The 21,411-nt window shown below is 47.1% G+C and carries 14 protein-coding genes and 1 pseudogene; 8 read left to right on the forward strand and 7 right to left on the reverse strand.

Annotated features, from left to right (window positions below; all coding sequences use genetic code 11):
• Positions 1 to 12: 12 nt before the first annotated feature.
• The 5 genes from AACQ75_RS17960 to AACQ75_RS17980 all read left to right on the forward strand — a co-directional run bounded on the left by AACQ75_RS17960 (position 13) and on the right by AACQ75_RS17980 (position 8,509).
• Positions 13 to 1,740, forward strand: a complete 1,728-nt coding sequence (locus AACQ75_RS17960; protein ID WP_017049769.1) for a glycoside hydrolase family 9 protein — start codon at positions 13 to 15, stop codon at positions 1,738 to 1,740.
• Positions 1,737 to 2,612: an N-acetylglucosamine kinase gene (locus AACQ75_RS17965; protein WP_013857645.1), complete on the forward strand. Its 876-nt coding sequence runs from the start codon at positions 1,737 to 1,739 to the stop codon at positions 2,610 to 2,612. The genes AACQ75_RS17960 and AACQ75_RS17965 overlap by 4 nt, the downstream gene beginning before the upstream one ends.
• A gap of 9 nt (positions 2,613 to 2,621) precedes the next feature.
• Complete coding sequence (locus AACQ75_RS17970) at positions 2,622 to 4,535, forward strand: beta-N-acetylhexosaminidase (RefSeq protein WP_013857646.1); 1,914 nt, start codon at positions 2,622 to 2,624, stop codon at positions 4,533 to 4,535.
• A gap of 93 nt (positions 4,536 to 4,628) precedes the next feature.
• Positions 4,629 to 7,034, forward strand: a complete 2,406-nt coding sequence (locus AACQ75_RS17975; RefSeq protein WP_170889169.1) for a GH36-type glycosyl hydrolase domain-containing protein — start codon at positions 4,629 to 4,631, stop codon at positions 7,032 to 7,034.
• A gap of 62 nt (positions 7,035 to 7,096) precedes the next feature.
• Positions 7,097 to 8,509 carry a phosphoglucomutase/phosphomannomutase family protein gene (locus AACQ75_RS17980; RefSeq protein WP_013857648.1) on the forward strand — a complete coding sequence of 471 codons (1,413 nt, stop codon included), beginning with the start codon at positions 7,097 to 7,099 and terminating at the stop codon, positions 8,507 to 8,509.
• Between the two features lie 106 nt (positions 8,510 to 8,615).
• On the opposite strand, the gene AACQ75_RS17985 is transcribed toward AACQ75_RS17980, so the two are convergent.
• The 6 genes from AACQ75_RS17985 to AACQ75_RS18010 all read right to left on the reverse strand — a co-directional run bounded on the left by AACQ75_RS17985 (position 8,616) and on the right by AACQ75_RS18010 (position 14,697).
• The gene (locus tag AACQ75_RS17985) at positions 8,616 to 9,644 is read right to left on the reverse strand and encodes an ABC transporter ATP-binding protein (RefSeq protein WP_013857649.1); all 1,029 of its coding nucleotides are present in this window, start codon (positions 9,642 to 9,644) and stop codon (positions 8,616 to 8,618) included.
• Positions 9,644 to 11,269, reverse strand: a complete 1,626-nt coding sequence (locus AACQ75_RS17990; RefSeq protein WP_170889170.1) for an ABC transporter permease — start codon at positions 11,267 to 11,269, stop codon at positions 9,644 to 9,646. The genes AACQ75_RS17985 and AACQ75_RS17990 overlap by 1 nt, the downstream gene beginning before the upstream one ends.
• 100 nt (positions 11,270 to 11,369) lie before the next feature.
• Positions 11,370 to 12,383 carry a Fe(3+) ABC transporter substrate-binding protein gene (locus AACQ75_RS17995; RefSeq protein ID WP_013857651.1) on the reverse strand — a complete coding sequence of 338 codons (1,014 nt, stop codon included), beginning with the start codon at positions 12,381 to 12,383 and terminating at the stop codon, positions 11,370 to 11,372.
• A 140-nt stretch (positions 12,384 to 12,523) separates the two neighbouring features.
• On the reverse strand, positions 12,524 to 13,753 hold the full coding sequence (locus AACQ75_RS18000; RefSeq protein ID WP_029189899.1) for an ammonium transporter: 1,230 nt from the start codon (positions 13,751 to 13,753) through the stop codon (positions 12,524 to 12,526).
• A 27-nt stretch (positions 13,754 to 13,780) separates the two neighbouring features.
• Positions 13,781 to 14,119, reverse strand: coding sequence for a P-II family nitrogen regulator (locus AACQ75_RS18005; protein WP_010317537.1), 339 nt, complete (start codon positions 14,117 to 14,119; stop codon positions 13,781 to 13,783).
• A gap of 191 nt (positions 14,120 to 14,310) precedes the next feature.
• Entirely contained in the window at positions 14,311 to 14,697 is a 387-nt protein-coding gene (locus tag AACQ75_RS18010; protein WP_010317535.1) for a YacL family protein, read from the reverse strand.
• 81 nt (positions 14,698 to 14,778) lie between these two features.
• Between AACQ75_RS18010 and AACQ75_RS18015 the strand changes: the two genes are divergently transcribed.
• From AACQ75_RS18015 to AACQ75_RS18025, 3 genes and pseudogenes are all read left to right on the forward strand, one after another.
• Positions 14,779 to 15,924 carry a sugar diacid recognition domain-containing protein gene (locus AACQ75_RS18015; protein WP_017048371.1) on the forward strand — a complete coding sequence of 382 codons (1,146 nt, stop codon included), beginning with the start codon at positions 14,779 to 14,781 and terminating at the stop codon, positions 15,922 to 15,924.
• 133 nt (positions 15,925 to 16,057) lie between these two features.
• A pseudogene (locus AACQ75_RS18020) lies at positions 16,058 to 17,225 on the forward strand (GntP family permease).
• Between the two features lie 19 nt (positions 17,226 to 17,244).
• Positions 17,245 to 18,384: a glycerate kinase gene (locus AACQ75_RS18025; RefSeq protein ID WP_170889171.1), complete on the forward strand. Its 1,140-nt coding sequence runs from the start codon at positions 17,245 to 17,247 to the stop codon at positions 18,382 to 18,384.
• A gap of 208 nt (positions 18,385 to 18,592) precedes the next feature.
• On the opposite strand, the gene acnB is transcribed toward AACQ75_RS18025, so the two are convergent.
• Positions 18,593 to 21,190: a bifunctional aconitate hydratase 2/2-methylisocitrate dehydratase gene (gene acnB, locus AACQ75_RS18030; protein WP_170889172.1), complete on the reverse strand. Its 2,598-nt coding sequence runs from the start codon at positions 21,188 to 21,190 to the stop codon at positions 18,593 to 18,595.
• Positions 21,191 to 21,411 lie beyond the last annotated feature (221 nt).

Consider the following 21,411-nt stretch of genomic DNA (forward strand, 5'->3'; position numbering starts at 1 on the left):
TGGAGATGTTTAATGCTGCTACTGATTAACCATATTGGTTATGAGCCACAAGGGCCAAAACAGGCGATACTAATGAGTAACACGCTCCGTGTTTCTTCCGATATCGCCCTGCTTGTTTGTGCAAACAGCCATCAAACGGTGTCGACTTTCGTTGTTGAACCACAAGCTAAAGTCGCACATTGGCATTTAGGTAGCTTTTACACGATCGACTTTTCTCAATACACCACTTCAGGGCAGTATTACCTGCGTTTTGAAAATACCCACTCCCCTATTTTTGAAATTGGTGAAGGGATACTGATGAAAAAAACGTTTTCTGATGTATTGCACTACTTCAAATCACAACGTTGTGGTGGCATTTTCGACCAGCAAGATAAGCTCGTACCACTGCTTGGTACATCAACCACTGCCGATGTACACGGTGGCTGGTACGACGCTTCCGGTGACGTCAGTAAGTATCTGAGTCACCTTTCTTACGCCAACTATTTAAACCCTCAACAAACCCCAATGGTGGTTTGGAATATGCTAAAGGGATTGGCACAACTAGAACATCACTCGAGTTTTGCTGCATTTTCTCGCACTCGCCTTAAGGAAGAGGCGTTATTTGGTGCTGATTTTCTGATCCGCATGCAAAACTCCGAGGGGTTCTTTTATACAACGGTCTTTGACAAATGGAGCAAGGACATTAAGCAGCGAGAGATCTGCGCCTATGCCACTCAATCTGGCCACAAGTCTGACGATTATCAAGCCGGATTTCGTCAAGGGGGAGGCATTGCGATTGCCGCTCTTGCGGTGGCAGCACGTTTAGATGTTCACGGTGATTTCACCTCAGAACACTATTTAACAGCGGCGGAGCATGGTTACTGGCATTTAAAAGAAAATAACACGCGCTATCTCGACGATGGTCAAGAGAACATCATTGATGCCTATTGCGCTCTGCTTGCATCGGTTGAACTCTACCGCTCAACTCATCAAGCAAATTATCTGGTTGAGTGTCGTCTTTGGGCACAAAGGTTATGCGCTTATCAACACAGCGACGCTAACATCGCTCATTATTGGGCAGCCAATAGTGATGCCACTCGTCCTTATTATCACGCCGCCGAAGCTGGACTACCAGTGATTGCACTGTGCGAATATCTCGAGATTGAAACAGAAGAACACCGCAAACAATCGGTCGTTCAAGTGATTGAGAATGCTTGCCGCTTTGAGCTCACTATCACTCATCAAGTCAGTAACCCATTTGGCTACCCACGCCAATATGTAAAACCTGTGAATGGCGACAAACGCTGCGCATTTTTTGTCGCTCACGACAATGAATCCGGCTACTGGTGGCAAGGCGAAAATGCGCGTTTAGGATCGCTCGCGTGTATGGCTTATCGCGCCCAAGCCTTCGTCAACGCAGATCTGCATGCCCCTTTAACCACCTTTGCACAAAATGCATTGAACTGGATTATCGGATTAAATCCATACGATATGTGCATGCTCGATGGGCACGGTCGCAACAATCCAGACTACCTACCCCATTTAGGCTTTTTTAACGCCAAAGGGGGAGTGTGTAATGGCATTACAGGCGGTTTTGAAGATGAAGAAGATATCGCTTTTAACCCAGCGAAACAGAAGGATGACATGCTGCAAAACTGGCGTTGGGCTGAGCAATGGATTCCTCATGGTGCTTGGTATCTGCTGGCCATCACAACCCAGTTTTGCCACTTCTCAACACCAGACTTAGAGAGGCAATCATGACCTTTTATTATGTCGGTATTGATGGAGGCGGCACATCATGTCGCGCACGCATCCGCAACGAGCAAGGCGCGCTGTTAGGTGAAGCGAAAAGCGGTAGCGCCAATATTTTATTGGGTGTGGAACTTGCCATGCAGACGATCATTGATGCAATTACTCAAGCGGCGCACCAAAGCGGGCTGACGAAAGAGAATTTTGCTCAGATGCACGTGGGTCTTGCTCTGGCTGGCGCAGAACAAAAATCCGCATGGCATGCGTTTATGTCTCAGACACATCCTTTTGCTTCACTAACGCTCAACACAGATGCTTACGGTGCGTGTATTGGTGCTCATAATGGCGACGATGGCGCAATTATGATCGCGGGAACGGGCTCTTGTGGCCTATTTTTACACGCCGGGCAGCAGCATGTGGTGGGTGGACGAGAGTTTCCCATATCCGATCAAGGCAGTGGTGCCATCATGGGTTTACGCCTAATCCAGCGCGTGCTGCTCATTGCAGATGGCATCGGCGAGCCTTCATTATTAAGCGCTCATGTGATGCAACATTTTAACCACGATGTTGATCAGATTGTCGAATGGTCAAAAAACGCACTCCCACGAGACTATGGCCAGTTCTCTCCCGTTATTTTTTCTCTAGCGCAACAAGGTGATGCGCTGGCGATAGAGCTTCTCAAACAAACCGCGGCAGACATCGAAATGTTTCTTGTCGCTCTTCATAACAAAGGAGCCAAGCGGATCTGCCTCATGGGTAGCATTGCAGAGCGTATCTTGTATTGGCTTTCTCCACCGGTACAGCAGTGGATTGTTCAACCTCAATTCGACGCTATCGAAGGCGCGATTATGTTTGCCGGCAAAGCCGAGCATAATTTGTATTAAGGAATCACTATGAGCTATCGAATTGACTTTGCGGTACTCTCAGAACAGAAGCAATTTTGCCGTTTTGGTTTAACGTTCCATAACTTAAGCGATCAAGACCTAAAAGACTGGTCGTTACATTTTGTGATTGATCGCTTCATTCAGCCAGACAGCATCACCCATGGCAACGTAGTGCAAATAGGCAGTTTCTGCTCATTAACGCCAGATATGACCGTGCTTGCTGCAAACTCGCATTTTTACTGTGAATTTAGCATCAAAACCGCCCCTTTCCATTTTTACACTGATGGCGTAAAGCACGCTTTTGTTCAATGCAATGGTGAGCAACCGCTCGAACGTCATGATGTGATCGTAACTCCGATTGCTCTCGCCTCGCCTTATCGTGAGCGCAGTGAAATACCCGCAACAGAAGCCGCGAGCCTCAGTCTCATTCCATTACCAAACAAGATTGAATCCGGCACAGGGCATTGCACCTTAACGACTTCGAGCCAGATTACCTTGCAATCCACGTGCGCTGAGCAAGCTGCGACTTGGTTACAACAGGAACTCAACCGTATATTTGATTTTCAGCCCAAACCCATTGGCAGCGCTGATATTATCTACCGCACTAACCCGACCTTTGACGAGGGCGCGTATCAACTCAACGTCGATCGTACCGGCATTCGCTTAGAGGCGAGTGGCCATCAAGGCTTTATGTATGCTAGCGCGACCCTGTTGCAGTTGATTCAAGTTCAAGATCAATCGTGGTTAGTCCCCTGCGTCAAAATCAGTGATGCGCCACGCTTTAAGTACCGAGGCATGATGCTCGATTGTGCGCGCCATTTTCATGGAATCGAGACAGTTAAGCGGCTTATTAACCAATTAGCGCATTACAAATTCAATACGTTCCATTGGCATTTGACCGATGACGAAGGATGGCGTATCGAAATTAAAGCACTGCCACAACTCACCGACATCGGTGCATGGCGAGGGGTTGATGAAGTGCTCGAACCTCAATACAGCTTGTTAACGCAGCGCCACGGTGGTTTCTATACACAACAAGAGATCAAAGAGGTTATCGCATACGCTCAAGAGCGTGGTATCACAGTGATCCCTGAAATTGATGTTCCCGGACATTGCCGCGCCGCGATCAAATCTCTGCCTCATCTGCTGACCGATAAAGAGGATCAATCACACTATCGCAGCATTCAATATTATAACGATAACGTCCTCTCCCCCGCCCTTGAAGGTACGTATGAGTTCTTAGATATCGTCTTGCAAGAAGTCTCTGAGCTATTTCCATCCCCCTTTATCCATATTGGTGCCGACGAAGTGCCCGATGGGGTCTGGATTAACAGCCCTAAATGTCAACAACTGATGGCTGATAATGGCTATACCGAGGCCAAAGAATTACAAGGACACTTACTACGTTATGCCGAACAAAAACTGCGTACGCTTGGCAAACGCATGGTCGGCTGGGAAGAAGCGCATCATGGCAATAAGGTCAGTAAAGATACTGTTATCTACTCTTGGCTTTCTGAAGCGGCGGCATTGAACTGCGCGAAACAGGGGTTTGATGTGATTTTACAACCCGGTCAGTACACGTATCTGGATATTGCTCAAGATTATGCACCAGAAGAACCGGGCGTTGACTGGGCTGGTGTCACCCCATTAGAAAAAGCCTATCGCTATGAACCCTTAGCCGAAGTGCCCGAAAACGATCCACTCCGTAAGCGAATTCTCGGTATTCAGTGCGCTTTATGGTGTGAATTAATCAATAACCCACAGCGTATGGAATACATGATTTACCCACGCTTAACTGCACTCGCCGAAGCAGGATGGACCCATAAAGTGCATCGTGATTGGCAAGATTATCTGTCACGGCTCAAAGGACATCTGCCTATGTTGGACAAGCAAGGCATCCGTTACCGAGCACCATGGAAATAAACACAACACTTGGAGTCGGCATTACCTCTCCTTGGTTTTCACTAGCATAATTTTTGGCTGCAAAAGACGCAGTTTGTTTAAAAGGAAATGACAATGAAATACGGCTATTTCGATAACGACAATCGTGAATATGTCATCACACGCCCTGACGTTCCAGCGCCTTGGACCAACTACTTAGGGACAGAAAAATTCTGCACCGTGATCTCTCATAACGCGGGCGGTTACTCTTTTTACAATTCACCAGAATATAACCGTGTTACCAAATTTCGCCCGAACGCTTCTTTTGATCGCCCGGGGCACTATGTTTACTTACGTGACGATGCAACTGGCGACTATTGGTCTATTTCTTGGCAACCCGTAGCAAAAAGCTTAGAAGAAGCGAAGTATGAAGTCCGCCACGGCCTCTCTTACTCCAAATTCAAATGTAAATACAGCGGCATTACTGCCACTAAAACTCTCTTTGTACCGAAAGGCGAAGATGCTGAAATTTGGGATGTCGTCATTAAAAACGATTCCACTGAGACTCGCACTATCAGCGCTTTTTCGTTTGTTGAATTCTCTTTTAGTCACATTCAATCCGATAACCAAAACCATCAGATGTCGCTTTACTCTGCAGGTACCGCTTATCACGCTGGTGTGATTGAGTACGATCTTTACTACAACACCAATGATTTCGAAGGCTTTTACTACTTAGCCTCGACGTTTGATCCAGATTCTTATGATGGACAACGCGATACCTTCCTCGGCTTGTATCGTGACGAAGCCAATCCCATTGCAGTAGAACGTGGTCACTGCTCGAACAGCGCGCAAACCTGCTACAACCATTGCGGTTCGCTGCACAAACAATTTGTGATCCAACCGGGTGAAGAAATTCGCTTTGCTTATATTTTGGGAATTGGTAAAGGCAATGGCGCGCGTTTGCGTGCTAAGTACCAAGACTTGGCTAATGTCGATGCCGCTTTTGCTGGGATCAAAGCGCATTGGGATGAACGTTGTGCGAAATTCCAAGTAAAATCACCAAATGAAGGCCTTGATACCATGATCAACACTTGGACGCTTTATCAAGCGGAAACGTGTGTGGTGTGGTCTCGCTTTGCCTCTTTCATTGAAGTGGGCGGTCGTACTGGCCTTGGTTACCGTGATACGGCGCAAGATGCCATTTCAGTACCGCACGCAAACCCGAAGATGACCCGTAAACGCTTGGTTGATCTGCTTCGTGGTCAAGTCAAAGCGGGCTATGGCCTACACCTATTTGATCCTGACTGGTTTGATCCAGAAAAAGTGGATGTCAAACCATCAAAATCGCCAACCGTTGTACCAACACCAAGTGATGAAGATAAGATCCACGGCATTGAAGATACGTGTTCTGACGATCATCTCTGGCTCGTTCCAACCATCTGTAAATACGTGATGGAAACGGGTGAAACATCCTTCTTTGATGAAGTGATCCCTTACGCCGATGGTGGCAATGCAACGGTTTACGAACACATGAAGGCGGCGCTTAACTTCTCGGCAGAATACGTGGGGCAAACAGGTATCTGTAAAGGCTTACGCGCTGACTGGAACGATTGCCTGAACTTAGGTGGTGGCGAATCATCTATGGTTTCTTTCCTCCACTTTTGGGCGCTGCAAGAGTTTATCGACCTTGCAAAATACCGTGACAATGCAGAGGATGTTGCGAAATATACCGAAATGGCGGCGAACGTACGTGAAGCTTGTGAAACTCACCTTTGGGATGAAGAAGGCGGCTGGTATATCCGTGGCCTGACGAAAAATGGCGACAAGATAGGAACCGCTCAGCAAACTGAAGGTCGAGTTCATCTTGAATCAAACACACTCGCCGTCTTATCGGGCGCTGTGTCGCAAGAGCGTGGTGAAAAAGCGATGGATGCCGTTGATGAGAATCTATTCTCGGAATACGGCTTACATCTGAACGCACCTTCCTTCTCAACCCCTAATGATGACATCGGTTTCGTTACTCGTGTTTATCAAGGTGTTAAAGAAAATGGCGCTATTTTCTCACATCCAAACCCTTGGGCATGGGTTGCAGAAACTAAGCTCGGCCGTGGTGATCGAGCCATGAAGTTCTACGACGCATTAAACCCTTATAACCAAAACGACATCATTGAAAAGCGCGTTGCCGAACCTTACTCATACGTACAGTTCATTATGGGACGAGATCACCAAGATCACGGCCGTGCAAACCATCCATGGTTAACAGGTACGTCTGGTTGGGCCTACTTTGCCGTCACCAACTTCATTTTGGGTGTTCGTGTAGGTTTTGATGGCCTAGTCGTAGACCCATGCATTCCTACCAATTGGCCTGGTTTTGAAGTAACTCGCCAATGGCGCGGCGCGACTTACAACATCACAGTGCAAAACCCGAACTCCGTCAGTAAAGGGGTGAAAACAATCACAGTGAATAGCGAAGCAGTAGAAGGCGTGATTCCTGTCATGGCACAAGGCAGTGTCAACGATGTAGTGGTTATTCTCGGTTAACGCGATTTGAGCCTCAGCGCGAAGGAGCTGAGGCTCAACATTCGTCCCACAAGGATTTTATTATGATCAAATTTGGTACAGGTGGCTGGCGCGCCTTTATTGGTGAAGAGTTTACCAAAGACAACGTCTGTCTAGTGGCTCAATCACTTGCCAACATCATTAACCACGAAAATGTGGCTAACAACGGGTTCGTTATCGGCTACGACCGCCGCTTTCTTTCTGACAAAGCCGCACGTTGGTTTGCGCAAGTCTTAGCAGCGAATGGCGTGGTGGTAAGTTTTATCGATAAGTTTGTTCCTACCCCTATTGTGATGTTCAAGGCCAAAGAAATGAATTGCGCCTATTCGGCGTGTATTACGGCATCCCACAACCCTGCGGACTACAACGGCATTAAAGTGTTCATTGAAGGTGGACGAGACGCTGATGAGGTGATCACGCAAAAAATTGAACAGCAAATCGCGTCACTGACGCTTGCCGATGTAAAACACGTCGAATTTGAACAAGCGCTGCAAGATAAATCGATTGTCATCATCAATCCAATGAATGAGTTTGTCGATTCAATCATCAACTTTATCGATATTGAAGCGATCAAAAAAGCCAACCTGCGTGTGTTGATTGACCCTATGTTTGGCGTCGCGAAAAATGCATTGCAGACGGTTCTGATCAATGGCCGCTGCGATGTGGATGTGATCAATGATGGCAAAAACCCCGATTTTGGCGGTTTAATGCCTTCCCCTAATGCGGCGACTCTTTATCGTCTCAAACATTTAGTGGCCGCAGAAGGTTACGATATTGGGATAGGTACCGACGGCGATGCAGACCGACTTGGTATTATTGATGAGAAAGGCAACTTCATCCATCCTAATGAAGTACTGATCCTGCTTTACTACTACCTGCTTGAATATAAGGGCTGGAAAGGATCCGTGGTGCGTAACATCGCCACCACCCACTTACTGGATAAAATTGCCGCTGACCACGATGAGAAAAGTTTTGAAGTCCCCGTTGGCTTTAAACACATCAGCTCACAAATGGAAGCGGATGATTCACTGATTGGTGGTGAAAGCTCCGGCGGTTTAACCATTCGTGGACACATCAAAGGTAAAGATGGGGTTTTTGCATCGAGTTTGTTGGTTGAAATGATCAGCGTGACAGGTAAAAAACTCTCCGAATTACTGGGGGAAATTTACGCGAAATACGGTTACGCCTACACCGCAGAAGGTGACTGCAAATTTAAAGCCGCACAAAAAGAGTCGTTGTATAACAAAATTTACGTTGAGAAACAGTTGCCTCAATTTGAGTATGAGATTGAGAAAGTCAGTTACGAAGACGGAGCCAAAGTCTACTTTAAAAACGGCGGCTGGGTTATTGCTCGTTTCTCTGGCACTGAACCATTGCTACGCATTTTTGCCGAAATGGCGGATAAAGACACTGCAGAACGTGTTCTTCAACAGGTGAAAGATTTTCTATCGTTATAGCTTTTACCCACTTCGACTCAAATTTGAGTCGCTATACCCGCACAGTATGAAGAGGTTGTAGGTATATCGATGAAGAACACTTGCCCGGCGTCATGCCGGGCTTTTTTTAAAAAGCCAACACACCTTGCGTATCAATGCTGACTGCAACATTTTGCCCGACGCTCAACGGCTGTGAAGAACTCGCCAGCAACTTACTGCCATACGCATCAATCACATAACGGCAGTGATCGCCCATAAATTGCTGCTCTAACACGCGGACTTTGCTCTCTTGCTGCGCACTAATTTGAATGTGTTGTGGCCGCAGTAGTAATTCGCATTTGGCTTCAAGCTCAATGGGTTGCTGAGCTTTGGCGTCAACCACACCTAAATCGGTCTCAAATTGCCATTCTGAAATTCGTTTGGCGCTTAAATAACTTCCACCACCCAAGAAATCGGCCACAAATTTACTCGACGGTTGGTAGTACAGCTCTGATGCGGTGCCATATTGCTCAATCACACCGTGGTTCATTACTGCCATTTTATCAGCAAAAGCAAAAGCTTCTTCGCGGCTATGGGTCACAAAAATAGCCGTCACACCCTGCTTTTTAAAAATGTTGCGAATTTCACCGATCAACTCATGGCGAACTTGGGTATCGATGTTGGAAAACGGCTCATCAAGCAGTAGCAGATCCGGTTTATACGCCAAGGAGCGAGCAATCGCCACTCGCTGCTGCTGTCCACCCGATAGTTGATGAGGATAACGATCCCCCAGCCCCGCTAAGTGCACTAATGCCAACATCTCTTCGACTTTCGCTTTGCGCTCGGTTTGAGAGAGCTGACGCAATCCAAACGCGATATTTTCCGCAACAGTTAAGTGAGGAAACAGCGCATAATCTTGGAAAATCATCCCTATGTTTCGCGCTTCCGGTGGCAACCAATGTTGACCATCATCAATCGTCACACAATTAAGGCTCATCACCCCTGAGCTAAGCGGCAGCAAACCCGCAATAGCTTTCAATAAGGTCGTTTTCCCACAACCACTTGCTCCTAATAAACAGACGATTTCTCCCTGTTTGACTTCCAGAGACAGTGATTGTAAAACCGTTTGGTTTTCATATTTGCAAGTCAAATCATGGATAGACAGCGCACAACTCATCAGTGATTTTGCTCCAGTGAACGGTTAACGACGATAAGCGGAATTAAACCAACCGCGACCAAGAGTATCGCAGGCAAAGCAGCCACTTCTAATTGTTCATCCGATGCGTAGTTATAAACATAGGTCGCCAAGGTTTCGAAATTGAACGGACGCAATAACAAAGCGGCATTCAGCTCTTTCATTGACTCAATAAACACCAACAACCCAGCGATAAGCGTACCACGGCGGATCAATGGCAGATGAACTCGCCACAGCATAGCGTTCGATCGATAACCCATAGTTCGAGCCGCCATATCCAAAGAAGGTGAGACTTTATTGAGGCTACTTTCTATGCTACCAATCGCCACGGCCGAAAAACGCACCACTAAAGCAAAAATAATAGCAAACATCGAACCAGAAAAGATAAGACCCGGTCGCCCCCATTGCATCGCTTTAGCAACATCATTGACCCAATGATCCATAAACAGCACCGGAACCATCACACCAATCGCTAGCACGGTTCCGGGAACCGCATAACCCATAGAAGACAAGCGCATAAAGGCTAAAGTCACCCCATTGGCGTTCAACCGATGGCAAAAATTCACGACCAAAGCAATCAACACCGCCACCAGCGCTGTCGTCAACGAAACCGTTAAGCTATTGATCGCAAAGTCTTGGAACTCCGAAGTCCAACTTTTCGCAAAATAGTGATAAGCGAATGAGACCAACTGCAATAAAGGCAGAAGAAACGCGAGCGCAACTAGCCCCCAACACCAACACAAAGCGGCCCATTTTTTCCACCCTTGCAACTGATAGCGAAAATCTTCATGGCTGTTAAATTGGCTTTGAAATAATTTCTGTTTACGACGGCTATAGCGCTCTGCGCTCAGCAGTAATAATACAATCACCAACATGATGGCGGATATTTTCGCTGCCGCATTCAAATTAGAATAACCGAGCCAAGTGTCATACACCGCAGTCGTTAGGGTATTAACGGCAAAGTAACTCACCGTACCAAAATCACCCACCGTTTCCATCGCCACTAAGGAGAGGCCAACCGCCATCGCGGGCCGTGCAAGCGGTAGTGAAATCAGACGAAAACTCTGCCACGGAGAGCATTTTAATAGACGAGCGGATTGCAATAAGGAGACGTTTTGTTCCATGAATGCTGCACGGCACAGTAGGTAAACATATGGGTACAGCACCAGCGCAAGCACAATGCTTGCCCCGCCCAAACTGCGAATGTCGGGAAACCAGTAATCACCTGCGCCCCAGCCAGTAAGATCTCTAAGTAACACTTGCACTGGGCCTGCGTAGTCAAACCAACCGGTAAAGATGTAACCGATAATATAGCCGGGCATCGCAAGTGGTAACACCAAAGCCCATTGTAAAATGCGTTCGGTAGGCAGCTTACACATCGCCATTAACCAAGCAGTGGGAATGCCAAATAGCAAAGAAAGCCCCATCACACTGAACGTTAATACGACGGTATTAAAGGTATAGGTGGGCATCACTGTTGACATGAGATGAGAAAAAACCTCATAACTTTGTCCCGCAGCGGTAATAAAGATGGCTAAGATCGGCAAAACCAGTAGCACAGTGACACTGGCACTACTGGTTTTCCATAATGTATTTTTTTCTTTCATTGCCTAATTACAATAAGGCTTACTGACACATAAATGCGTTTGCAAATACATCTCATGCCCCTTCAATAGAATAGGGGCACTGTTATACCCCTAGAACCGATTAAAGGTCAAATTTCACTTCATCAAGCAGCTTAATTGCCGCGGCATGATTGTCGGCAATTTTTTCGAGCGGCAGTGGATCCGCTTTAAAATCACCCCATGAAGCGACTAGTGCAGAACGCTCAACACCTGCTTTTACTGGGTATTCAAAGTTGACGTCAGCGTACATGTGCTGTGCTTTATCGCTGGTCAAAAACTCCATCAGCTTAACTGCGTTTTCTTTGTTAGGCGCGTACTTCGCCATCGCCATACCACTCACGTTAACATGCGTGCCTTGCGCATTCTGACCTGGGAAGTTGATGTAGACGGCTTCAGCCCATGATTTTTGCTTCTCATCAGCTAACATTTTCCCTAAATAATAGCTATTACCCAATGAGACATCACACAAACCTTCTTTAATCGCTTTAACTTGGTCACGATCATTACCTTGAGGCTTACGTGCTAAATTTGCTTTGACACCTTCAAGCCAAACTTTAGTGCTCGCTTCGCCTTGCTCTGCAATCATGGATGCAACCAGCGCCACGTTGTAAGGGTGCTTACCACTACGAGTACAGATTTTGCCTTTAAATTCAGGCTTCGCGAGGTCAGCGTAGTTGAAGTCATCACCCAGCTTGCCTACGCGATCGCGTGATGAGTAGACGCTACGGGTACGTATTGTTAGTGCAAACCACTCATCTGCGCTATCGCGATATTGGGCAGGAATGTTAGTTTCAATGGTTTTGTTATCCACCGCTTGGACTAAACCTTTTTCAGATAACTCAAAAAGACGGCTAAATTCTGAGGTTAAAATCACGTCAGCAGGGCTGTACTCACCCTCTTGTACCAATTTCTCAGCAATCCCTTCTTTCGCAAACTTCACATTCACTTTAATGCCCGTTTGTTGAGTGAACTCTTTAAACATCGGCTCAATCAAAAATGGTTGGCGGTATGAGTAAACGTTGACCTCCTCTGCCGCCATCGCGCTCGGAGCCATCACACTACATGCCATCGCAGACAGAGTAAGCAGTTTCTTCATTTCTAGTTCCCTTTAAAATTGGTAATGATAATGTTTATCAGTTTCGTTATTATATTGATGATGGATTGAAAAACAATTCAATCAATAAAAAAACCTGCCTTAATCGGCAGGTTTTTAGGTAGGTTATCTGTAAGAAAATATTACTTTATTGTCACGAATTCTGGGTAGGCCCCCACCCCACAGTCGTGCATATCCATCCCTTCTAATTCTTCTTCTTCCGAAACTCGAATGCCTATCGTTGCCTTCAGGATGCCCCAAACCACAAGGCTTGCACCAAATACCCAAGCGAAAATCACTGCGGCTCCAAGTAGTTGAGCGCCAAAAGTCGCATCAGTATTGCTGATTGGCACAACCATTAAACCGAACAAACCACATACGCCATGTACTGAAATTGCGCCCACAGGATCGTCAATTTTCACTTTATCAAGGGCTATAATGCTAAACACAACCAACACACCCGCTACAGCACCAATCGCTACCGCATACAGTGGTGATGGAGAGAGAGGATCAGCGGTAATAGCCACTAACCCGGCCAACGCACCGTTGAGTACCATGGTTAAATCCGCTTTACCCCAAGTGGTTTTACACACTAATAGAGCCGCGATAGAACCCGCTGCTGCAGCGGCATTGGTGTTGAGGAAAATCTGACCAACCGCTGTTGCGTTTTCAAAATCAGACAGCATTAGTTGTGAACCACCGTTAAAACCAAACCAGCCAAACCACAGGATAAATGTACCCAAAGTCGCAAGTGGCATGTTGGAGCCCGGAATAGGGTAAATTTCACCATTTTTACCGTATTTACCTTTACGAGCTCCCAACAAGATGACCCCAGCTAGCGCCGCCGATGCACCCGCTAAGTGAACAATACCAGAGCCGGCAAAATCACTGAAACCGGCAGCAGAAAGAAAGCCACCACCCCAAGTCCAATAGCCTTCCATTGGGTAAATGAATGCGGTCAAAATGACGGAAAAAATAAGGAACGACCACAATTTCATTCGCTCAGCGACAGCGCCAGAAACCACCGACATCGCGGTTGCCACAAACACCACTTGGAAGAAAAAGTCTGATTCAAGGGAGTGATCCGCGCCTTCTGCTTGGCTACCCATCAAGGAGCCGAATGAAGGCAGCCAGCCTGCTTCTGCGTTATCAACATACATAATGTTGTAACCAACCACTAAATACGTGGTACAGGCAATCGCGTACAAACAAAAGTTTTTGGTTAAAATTTCAGTGGTGTTTTTAGAACGGACTAAACCCGCCTCTAGCATGGCAAAGCCAGCTGCCATCCACATCACCAACGCACCCGAAATCAAGAAAAAAAACGTATCGAGTGCGTAACGTAGCTCTGTTACCGTTGCTGCTAATTCCATAATGGTTATCTCCAATCCTTTGAATCTTTACAGTGCTTCACTGTCCATTTCGCCAGTACGAATACGCACAGCTTGGCTGAGGTCATACACAAAAATTTTTCCGTCACCAATTTTTCCGGTGTGCGCCGCTTTGATAATCGCCTCTATCACGCGATCGACATTTTCAGCTTGTGTCGCTATTTCTAATTTCACTTTAGGCAGAAAATCGACTTGATATTCCGCGCCTCGGTAGAGCTCGGTGTGCCCTTTTTGGCGACCAAAGCCTTTCACTTCGGAAACCGTCATCCCTTCGATGCCGACATCGGCCAAAGCTTCACGCACATCGTCTAACTTAAATGGTTTAATTATCGCGTTGATCAGTTTCATTGCATCCTCTCACAAGCAGTAGTCCGTTTACGATCAATACAATCCAAGCTGCGTGCCAACTTTTTAACTTAATGATTTTAAAAGATTTGCAACCATTTCTTATGCCAAAAAGAAAAGGGTTGCACAAATGAGGTGCAACCCTTTCCCACAAATAAAGCGAAGTGTTTAATCTTCACCAGTTTTGTGCAGCGCTAAGTGAAGTCCGCAGGTGAGTAACGTACAAATTCGCACCACTGCTTGATCATCAAAGCAAAATCATCGATGCCGCAGCTTGCGGTGCTTTCACAATCGTAAAAATCAAACTCACTGTCACTATCAAGCGCTTCACCATGCGTCAAAACATTGGCCTGAACCGTGACCTCATCGGCAAGAATCATCACGCTGATCTCCTGCCCCTCAAGCGTCTGCTCTTGATTAAATGCACGTTTCGATGCTGCCATTAGCGCAATAACTTGATCTATTTTGGGAAGATCGTTGCTGATCTCCTCTTGTAGCCAACGGCCAATAATTTCGTGCCCCATCGAAAAAGAGCAGTAATAGCTCCCATCTAGGGTGTTTTTTTTAAATTCGTAGTCCATCGGGTTCTCGATATTGGTGCTTGGGGATACGGATAACTTTGTTATTATCGGTGATTATGGCTAACGAAACCACTTGAGATTATGCAGATCACAGAAACCACCGCACGCCAGATTGTAGAAAGAGCGATGAAGATCATCACTTATTCAGTCAACGTAATGGATGAAAAGGGACGCATTATTGGCTCAGGTGATCCCACTCGTTTACACCAGAAACACGAAGGGGCGATTTTAGCCATCAATGAAAATCGAGTGGTTGAAATTGATCATGCCACCGCCAGTTACCTAAAAGGCGTTAAACCCGGCATCAATTTCCCCATCATTTATCAACAACGGGTGATCGGCGTGGTTGGAATTTCCGGTAACCCAACGGAGGTTCATCGTTATGGCGAACTGGTCAAAATGACGGCGGAGCTTATCGTTGAACAAGCTGCACTGATGGCACAAGTACAGTGGAATAAGCGCCACCGTGAAGAGCTGCTATTACAACTAATTCAAGGTGCAACTCTCAATGAAACACAGCTCAATTCAATCGCCGAACGATTAGGGCTCGACCTTTCCCAGCCGCGTATCGCTGCCGTGGTCAAATTGATCCCAGATAACGATACCGCCTTATCGCTAGAACACTTACAGCAGTTAGTGCATCTGCTGGAATACCCTGAACGGGACAATTTGGTGGGGATCATTTCAGTTTCTCACAACGAAGTAGTGGTTTTAAAACCCATCTCACTCACCGAAAAAGGTTGGTCACAAGAGGCCGAAACGAAACGAGTCAATCAACTGTTGAAGCGAGTGAAAAAAGAGGGCAAATTCACCATCAAAATTGCACTAGGTGATTATTTTCCAACGCTCTCAGGGCTGGCTCAATCTTATCAAACCGCCAAGTTGACGATGCAAGCCTCCCACCATAAACAGGGAGACGTATTCTTTTATCAAGATGATAAGTTACCTGTACTGCTCAATAGCGTACAGCATGAGCCATGGAGCCGCGAGCAGTTACGCCAACCCTATACCCTGCTGGAACGGTATGACACTAAGGGAATATTAATTAAAACCCTCCGCCATTATTTTGAGCAAAACTGCGATGTCCATCAAACTTGCCAAGCACTGCATATTCACCGTAATACCTTGCGCTATAGGCTTGAAAAAATTGAGCAAGTAACCGCTTTAAAATTCAATCAGTTAAATGACATTACTCACCTTTATTTGGCTTTATCTTGCTTCAAATAAAAACATAAAATTGTGCATTTGCACAATTAATCAGTCGCGTCAAAGCCAGTAATCTGTGCAATAGACTGAAGACTCTTTTATTTTTGCTCCCTATATTGCAGCCAATCACTGATAAAAAATATGGATATAGAAGATGATTGAAGTTTCAACTCTCGGAGCTCTGGCCGCATTAGTCGTGGCTATCACGCTCATTCTAAAAAAAGTACCACCCGCCTATGGCATGATCATCGGCGCGTTGGTAGGTGGCGTGATCGGCGGTGTATCGCTGACCGACACCGTTGCTCTGATGATTGGTGGCGCACAAGGCATTGTAACCGCAGTGCTACGCATTCTTGCAGCAGGTATTTTGGCTGGTGTATTGATTGAATCAGGCGCTGCCACTTCCATTGCAGAAACCATAGTGAAAAAGGTTGGAGAAACTCGCGCTTTATTTGCCTTGGCCTTAGCAACCTTAATTTTGACTGCGGTCGGCGTGTTTGTCGACGTAGCAGTAATCACCGTATCTCCTATCGCTCTGGCGATCGCTCGCCGTGCCGATCTCTCCAAGGCGGCCATTCTGCTAGCGATGATTGGCGGCGGGTATTATTCCTGGGATCTGCGGGCTTATTGTGGCTTACTTGATTGCCAAACGTTTAGTTAATAAAGGAAGTAAAGTCTCCGCCAATGAAGTCGTTGCGGTGGATCATTCTAGGCTCCCCCGCTTTAGCTCAGCGATCATCGCACCATTAGTGGCGATTGTGTTACTCGCACTACGCCCTATCGCTGGCATCAATGTGGATCCTTTAATTGCACTCCCATTAGTCGGTGCGGTCGTGATGGGACGATTTGCAGACACTAACCACTTCGCGGTTTCAGGTTTAACACGCATGGCTCCGGTTGCGGTTATGCTGCTTGGTACTGGTACTTTAGCCGGCATCATCGCCAATTCAGGTCTTAAAGGCGGTTTAATCGAAGTACTGACCGCTTCTGGCTTGCCTTCTTACCTGCTTGCACCGATCTCAGGTGCAATGATGTCACTGGCAACCGCTTCAACCACCGCAGGTACAGCCGTTGCCTCCAGCGTCTTTAGCTCCACTATACTCGAACTAGGCGTACCCGCACTGGCAGGGGCTGCCATGATCCATTCAGGTGCGACCGTACTTGATCATATGCCACACGGTAGTTTCTTCCATGCCACGGGCGGAGCGGTACATATGGACATTCGTGAGCGTCTCACCTTAATTCCTTATGAATCGGCAGTAGGTTTAGTAATTGCCTTCATTTCTGTGATGATTTTTGGCGTATTTGGTCTGTTTGTTTAACGCAGTTAAGGTGTTAAAAATGAAAATTGTTATTGCTCCAGATTCTTATAAAGAGAGCCTAACGGCAATGGAAGTCGCCACCGCGATAGAGAATGGATTCAAACAAGTGTTGCCCGATGCGCACTACATTAAGTTACCGATGGCCGATGGCGGCGAAGGGACGGTCCAATCACTGGTTGATGCTACTAATGGATCGATTGTTACCACAACCGTAACGGCGCCGCTAGGTGAACAAGTCGAGGCTTTTTATGGCTTAATGGGTGATGGTAAAACAGCGATCATTGAGATGGCGGCCGCATCGGGCTTACACCTGGTGCCGCCAGAGCAACGCAACCCAATGAACACCACCAGCTACGGTACTGGTGAGCTGATTAAAACCGTGCTCAATCAAGGTGTTGAACACATCATCATCGGCATTGGTGGCAGTGCAACCAACGATGGTGGCCTCGGCATGGCGCAAGCCCTCGGCATTCAACTGCTTGATTCAGATGGCAATCCATTAGGCTTTGGTGGCGGTGAATTGTCAAAACTGGCCTCGATTGATCTCACACTACTGGACCCACGTTTAGCCCGCATCAAACTGGAGGTCGCCTGCGATGTCGATAATCCACTGTGCGGCGTACAAGGCGCTTCGCACGTCTTTGGCCCACAAAAAGGAGCAACACCCGAGATGGTCGCGCAACTTGATGCCAACCTTGCGCATTATGCAAACATCATCAAAATGCAATTAGGTCGTGATGTTAAAGAGATGCCGGGTGCTGGCGCGGCAGGCGGTTTAGGTGCGGCGCTGGTTGGTCTACTAGGAGCGAGCCTTCGTCCGGGCATTGAAATTGTGATGGATGCCGTGAACCTTAGCGATGTGGTAAAGGATGCCGATTTAGTCATCACTGGGGAAGGACGCATTGATAGCCAAACCATTCACGGTAAAACGCCAATCGGTGTTGCGCGCACTGCCAAACTTTTTTCCGTGCCAGTGATCGGCATTGCAGGCTGCTTGTCAGCAGACTGCGCCGTTGTTCACCCACATGGCATTGATGCGGTATTCAGTGTCGTTCCACGCTCGGTCGACTTGCCTACAGCCCTTGCCGAAGCGGCGCAAAATGTAGAAATGACCGCGCGTAATGTCGCGTGTGTTTTTAGCTTGTCTTACAGGCAATAACTATTTCGCTGAATACCATATGACGTTCACACTCATTTTAACTCCATTGACAGAACAACGTTATAAATTATGGGTCAAGTCATTGTTGGCGGATGCAGCCACCGATCGAACTTAATCTAATGTTATTTCAGCATTGAGTGAGAAACTAGAATGGTAAAAAGCCACCGAATCGGTGGCTTTTTTATTAGGAGGTTAGCTTGGATAGCTCTTACACCGCTTGCTGGACAATCACACTGTCTGCTTTTTTAGTGTATTGCGCCATACGATGGAAGTTGAGGTAGCGATAGGTATCAGTTGCAGTTGCGTTGATCTGCTTCGCGTACTCTAGGTACTCTTCCAGTGTCGGAATGCGGCCTAAGATGGCACCCACGGCCGACAGCTCTGCCGAAGCAAGGTAAACATTCGCGCCGGTCCCTAAACGGTTCGGGAAGTTACGGGTCGAAGTCGACATGACGGTCGCTTTATCGGCAACACGCGCTTGGTTACCCATGCATAACGAACATCCTGGAGTTTCAATGCGTACCCCAGCGCGACCAAAGATGCCGTAATAGCCCTCTTCGATAAGCTGATCTTTGTCCATCTTAGTCGGTGGCGCAACCCACAAACGCGTATCTAACTGACCATTGAACTTCTCAAGCAATTTACCTGCCGCACGGAAGTGACCAATGTTGGTCATACAAGAACCGATGAAGACTTCATCAATAGGCGTACCTTGTACATCAGAAAGTAAGCGCGCATCGTCTGGGTCATTTGGCGCGCATAAAATCGGCTCTTTAATCTCAGCAAGATCAATCTCAATCACATGTGCGTATTCTGCATCACTATCCGCTTGCATCAACTCAGGATTGGCTAGCCACGCTTCCATCGCCGTAATACGACGCTCAATAGTACGGCGGTCACCATAACCTTCGGCGATCATCCACTTCAACATAGTGATGTTAGAGTTGAGGTACTCTTCAATTGAGGCTTGTGACAATTTAACCGTACAACCTGCCGCACTACGTTCTGCCGAGGCATCAGAAAGTTCAAACGCTTGCTCAACCGTTAAGTGCTCAACCCCTTCGATTTCTAGCACACGGCCAGAGAATTCGTTAATTTTCCCCGCTTTCGCCACCGTGAGCAGACCTTGCTTAATCCCGTAATAAGGAATCGCGTGCACTAGATCGCGCAGCGTGATGCCCGGCTGCATTTCACCTTTGAAACGCACCAAGACAGATTCTGGCATATCCAGTGGCATCACACCCGTTGCGGCCGCAAAAGCAACCAAGCCAGAACCAGCTGGGAATGAAATGCCAAGCGGGAAGCGTGTATGCGAGTCACCACCAGTACCGACGGTATCAGGTAACAACATACGGTTTAGCCATGAGTGAATAACGCCATCACCTGGACGCAGTGAAACACCGCCACGGTTCATGATGAAATCAGGCAAGGTATGGTGGGTATTCACATCGACAGGCTTTGGATAAGCCGAGGTATGACAGAAAGATTGCATGACTAAGTCAGCGGAGAACCCGAGACACGCCAAATCTTTCAATTCATCACGTGTCATCGGGCCAGTGGTATCTTGCGATCCAACCGTGGTCATTTTAGGTTCGCAGTAAGTCCCCGGACGAACACCCGTCACGCCGCATGCTTTACCGACCATTTTCTGAGCCAGTGTATAACCTTTGCCTGTATCAGCCACTGCAACTGGGCGACGAAATACTGTTGACGCTTCTAAGCCTAGTGCTTCGCGTGCTTTATCCGTTAAACCACGACCAACGATCAGTGGAATACGGCCGCCAGCGCGCACTTCATCAATCAATACGTCGGTTTTAAGCTTGAACGTGGCAAGCACTTCGCCAGTGTCATGGTTACACACTTTGCCTTCAAATGGGTAAACGTCAATCACATCACCCATGTTGAGTTTGGTAACGTCAACTTCAATCGGCAACGCGCCGGCATCTTCCATGGTGTTGAAGAAGATAGGTGCAATTTTACCGCCGAGCACGTAGCCACCCGCGCGTTTATTAGGCACAAATGGGATGTCGTCACCCATAAACCACAAAACAGAGTTAGTCGCGGATTTACGAGATGAGCCTGTACCGACCACATCACCCACATAGACTAACTGATGGCCTTTCTCTTTTAGAGCTTCGATTTGAGTGATAGGGCCAATGCTGCCTGCTTTATCGGGTTGAATGCCTTCACGTTCATTTTTCAACATAGCCAGTGCATGCACTGGAATATCTGGGCGTGACCATGCATCTGGCGCTGGTGACAAATCATCAGTGTTGGTTTCGCCAGTAACTTTAAATACGGTTAGCGTGATCTTCTCTTGAAGCGCCGGTTTTGAAAGGAACCATTCCGCGTCTGCCCATGATTGCAGCACTTTTTGTGCATGTGCATTACCCGCTTTTGCTTTCTCTTCTACGTCATAGAACGCATCAAACATCAGTAGAGTACGCGATAGTGCATCAGCCGCAATCGGTGCCAGCTCAGCATCATCAAGCAATGAGACTAGCGGCTCGATGTTATAACCACCTTGCATAGTTCCGAGTAGTTGCGCAGCTTTTGCGCGGCTCACTAACGGTGAAGAGACCTCACCTTTAGTGATGGCGGTTAAAAAGCCCGCTTTAACATAAGCGGCCTCATCCACACCGGGAGGAATTCGATTTTCAAGGAGATCAAGCATGAACGCTTCTTCACCTTGAGGGGGATTTTTCAACAGTTCAACAAGTCCTGCGACTTGTTCAGCATTTAGGGGTCTAGGAACAACTCCTTCGGCAGCACGCTCTGCGACGTGTTTACGGTAGGCTTCAAGCACGACTTTTTCCTCTCATTGCGGTTTACCCCATTATTATTGACATGATGGGCAAACATCCTTGGAAACTTGGCTCTCCATTGCCAGATATTTTTATGTAATCAGCGGCAGAGAGGCCAAACTGTGGGACGAAGAATAGCAAATTTAACTTTAAATTAAAATCTTATCATTTTGACCAACATAGCAACTTAAGACTAAAGTTCTATGATTTTTGAGTCACTTAC

The sequence above is a fragment of the Vibrio sp. B1-2 genome (assembly GCF_963888445.1).
Lineage (GTDB): Bacteria > Pseudomonadota > Gammaproteobacteria > Enterobacterales > Vibrionaceae > Vibrio > Vibrio anguillarum.

Excerpts from the sequence above, each read along its gene's own strand:
- AACQ75_RS17995 (WP_013857651.1), bottom strand. The coding sequence starts at position 12,383 with ATGAAGAAACTGCTTACTCTGTCTGCGATGGCATGTAGTGTGATGGCT.
- AACQ75_RS18015 (WP_017048371.1), top strand. The coding sequence starts at position 14,779 with ATGCAGATCACAGAAACCACCGCACGCCAGATTGTAGAAAGAGCGATG.
- AACQ75_RS17985 (WP_013857649.1), bottom strand. The coding sequence starts at position 9,644 with ATGAGTTGTGCGCTGTCTATCCATGATTTGACTTGCAAATATGAAAAC.
- AACQ75_RS17970 (WP_013857646.1), top strand. The coding sequence starts at position 2,622 with ATGAGCTATCGAATTGACTTTGCGGTACTCTCAGAACAGAAGCAATTT.
- AACQ75_RS17960 (WP_017049769.1), top strand. The coding sequence starts at position 13 with ATGCTGCTACTGATTAACCATATTGGTTATGAGCCACAAGGGCCAAAA.
- AACQ75_RS18005 (WP_010317537.1), bottom strand. The coding sequence starts at position 14,119 with ATGAAACTGATCAACGCGATAATTAAACCATTTAAGTTAGACGATGTG.
- AACQ75_RS17990 (WP_170889170.1), bottom strand. The coding sequence starts at position 11,269 with ATGAAAGAAAAAAATACATTATGGAAAACCAGTAGTGCCAGTGTCACT.
- AACQ75_RS17975 (WP_170889169.1), top strand. The coding sequence starts at position 4,629 with ATGAAATACGGCTATTTCGATAACGACAATCGTGAATATGTCATCACA.
- AACQ75_RS18000 (WP_029189899.1), bottom strand. The coding sequence starts at position 13,753 with ATGGAATTAGCAGCAACGGTAACAGAGCTACGTTACGCACTCGATACG.
- AACQ75_RS17980 (WP_013857648.1), top strand. The coding sequence starts at position 7,097 with ATGATCAAATTTGGTACAGGTGGCTGGCGCGCCTTTATTGGTGAAGAG.
- AACQ75_RS18025 (WP_170889171.1), top strand. The coding sequence starts at position 17,245 with ATGAAAATTGTTATTGCTCCAGATTCTTATAAAGAGAGCCTAACGGCA.
- AACQ75_RS17965 (WP_013857645.1), top strand. The coding sequence starts at position 1,737 with ATGACCTTTTATTATGTCGGTATTGATGGAGGCGGCACATCATGTCGC.
- AACQ75_RS18010 (WP_010317535.1), bottom strand. The coding sequence starts at position 14,697 with ATGGACTACGAATTTAAAAAAAACACCCTAGATGGGAGCTATTACTGC.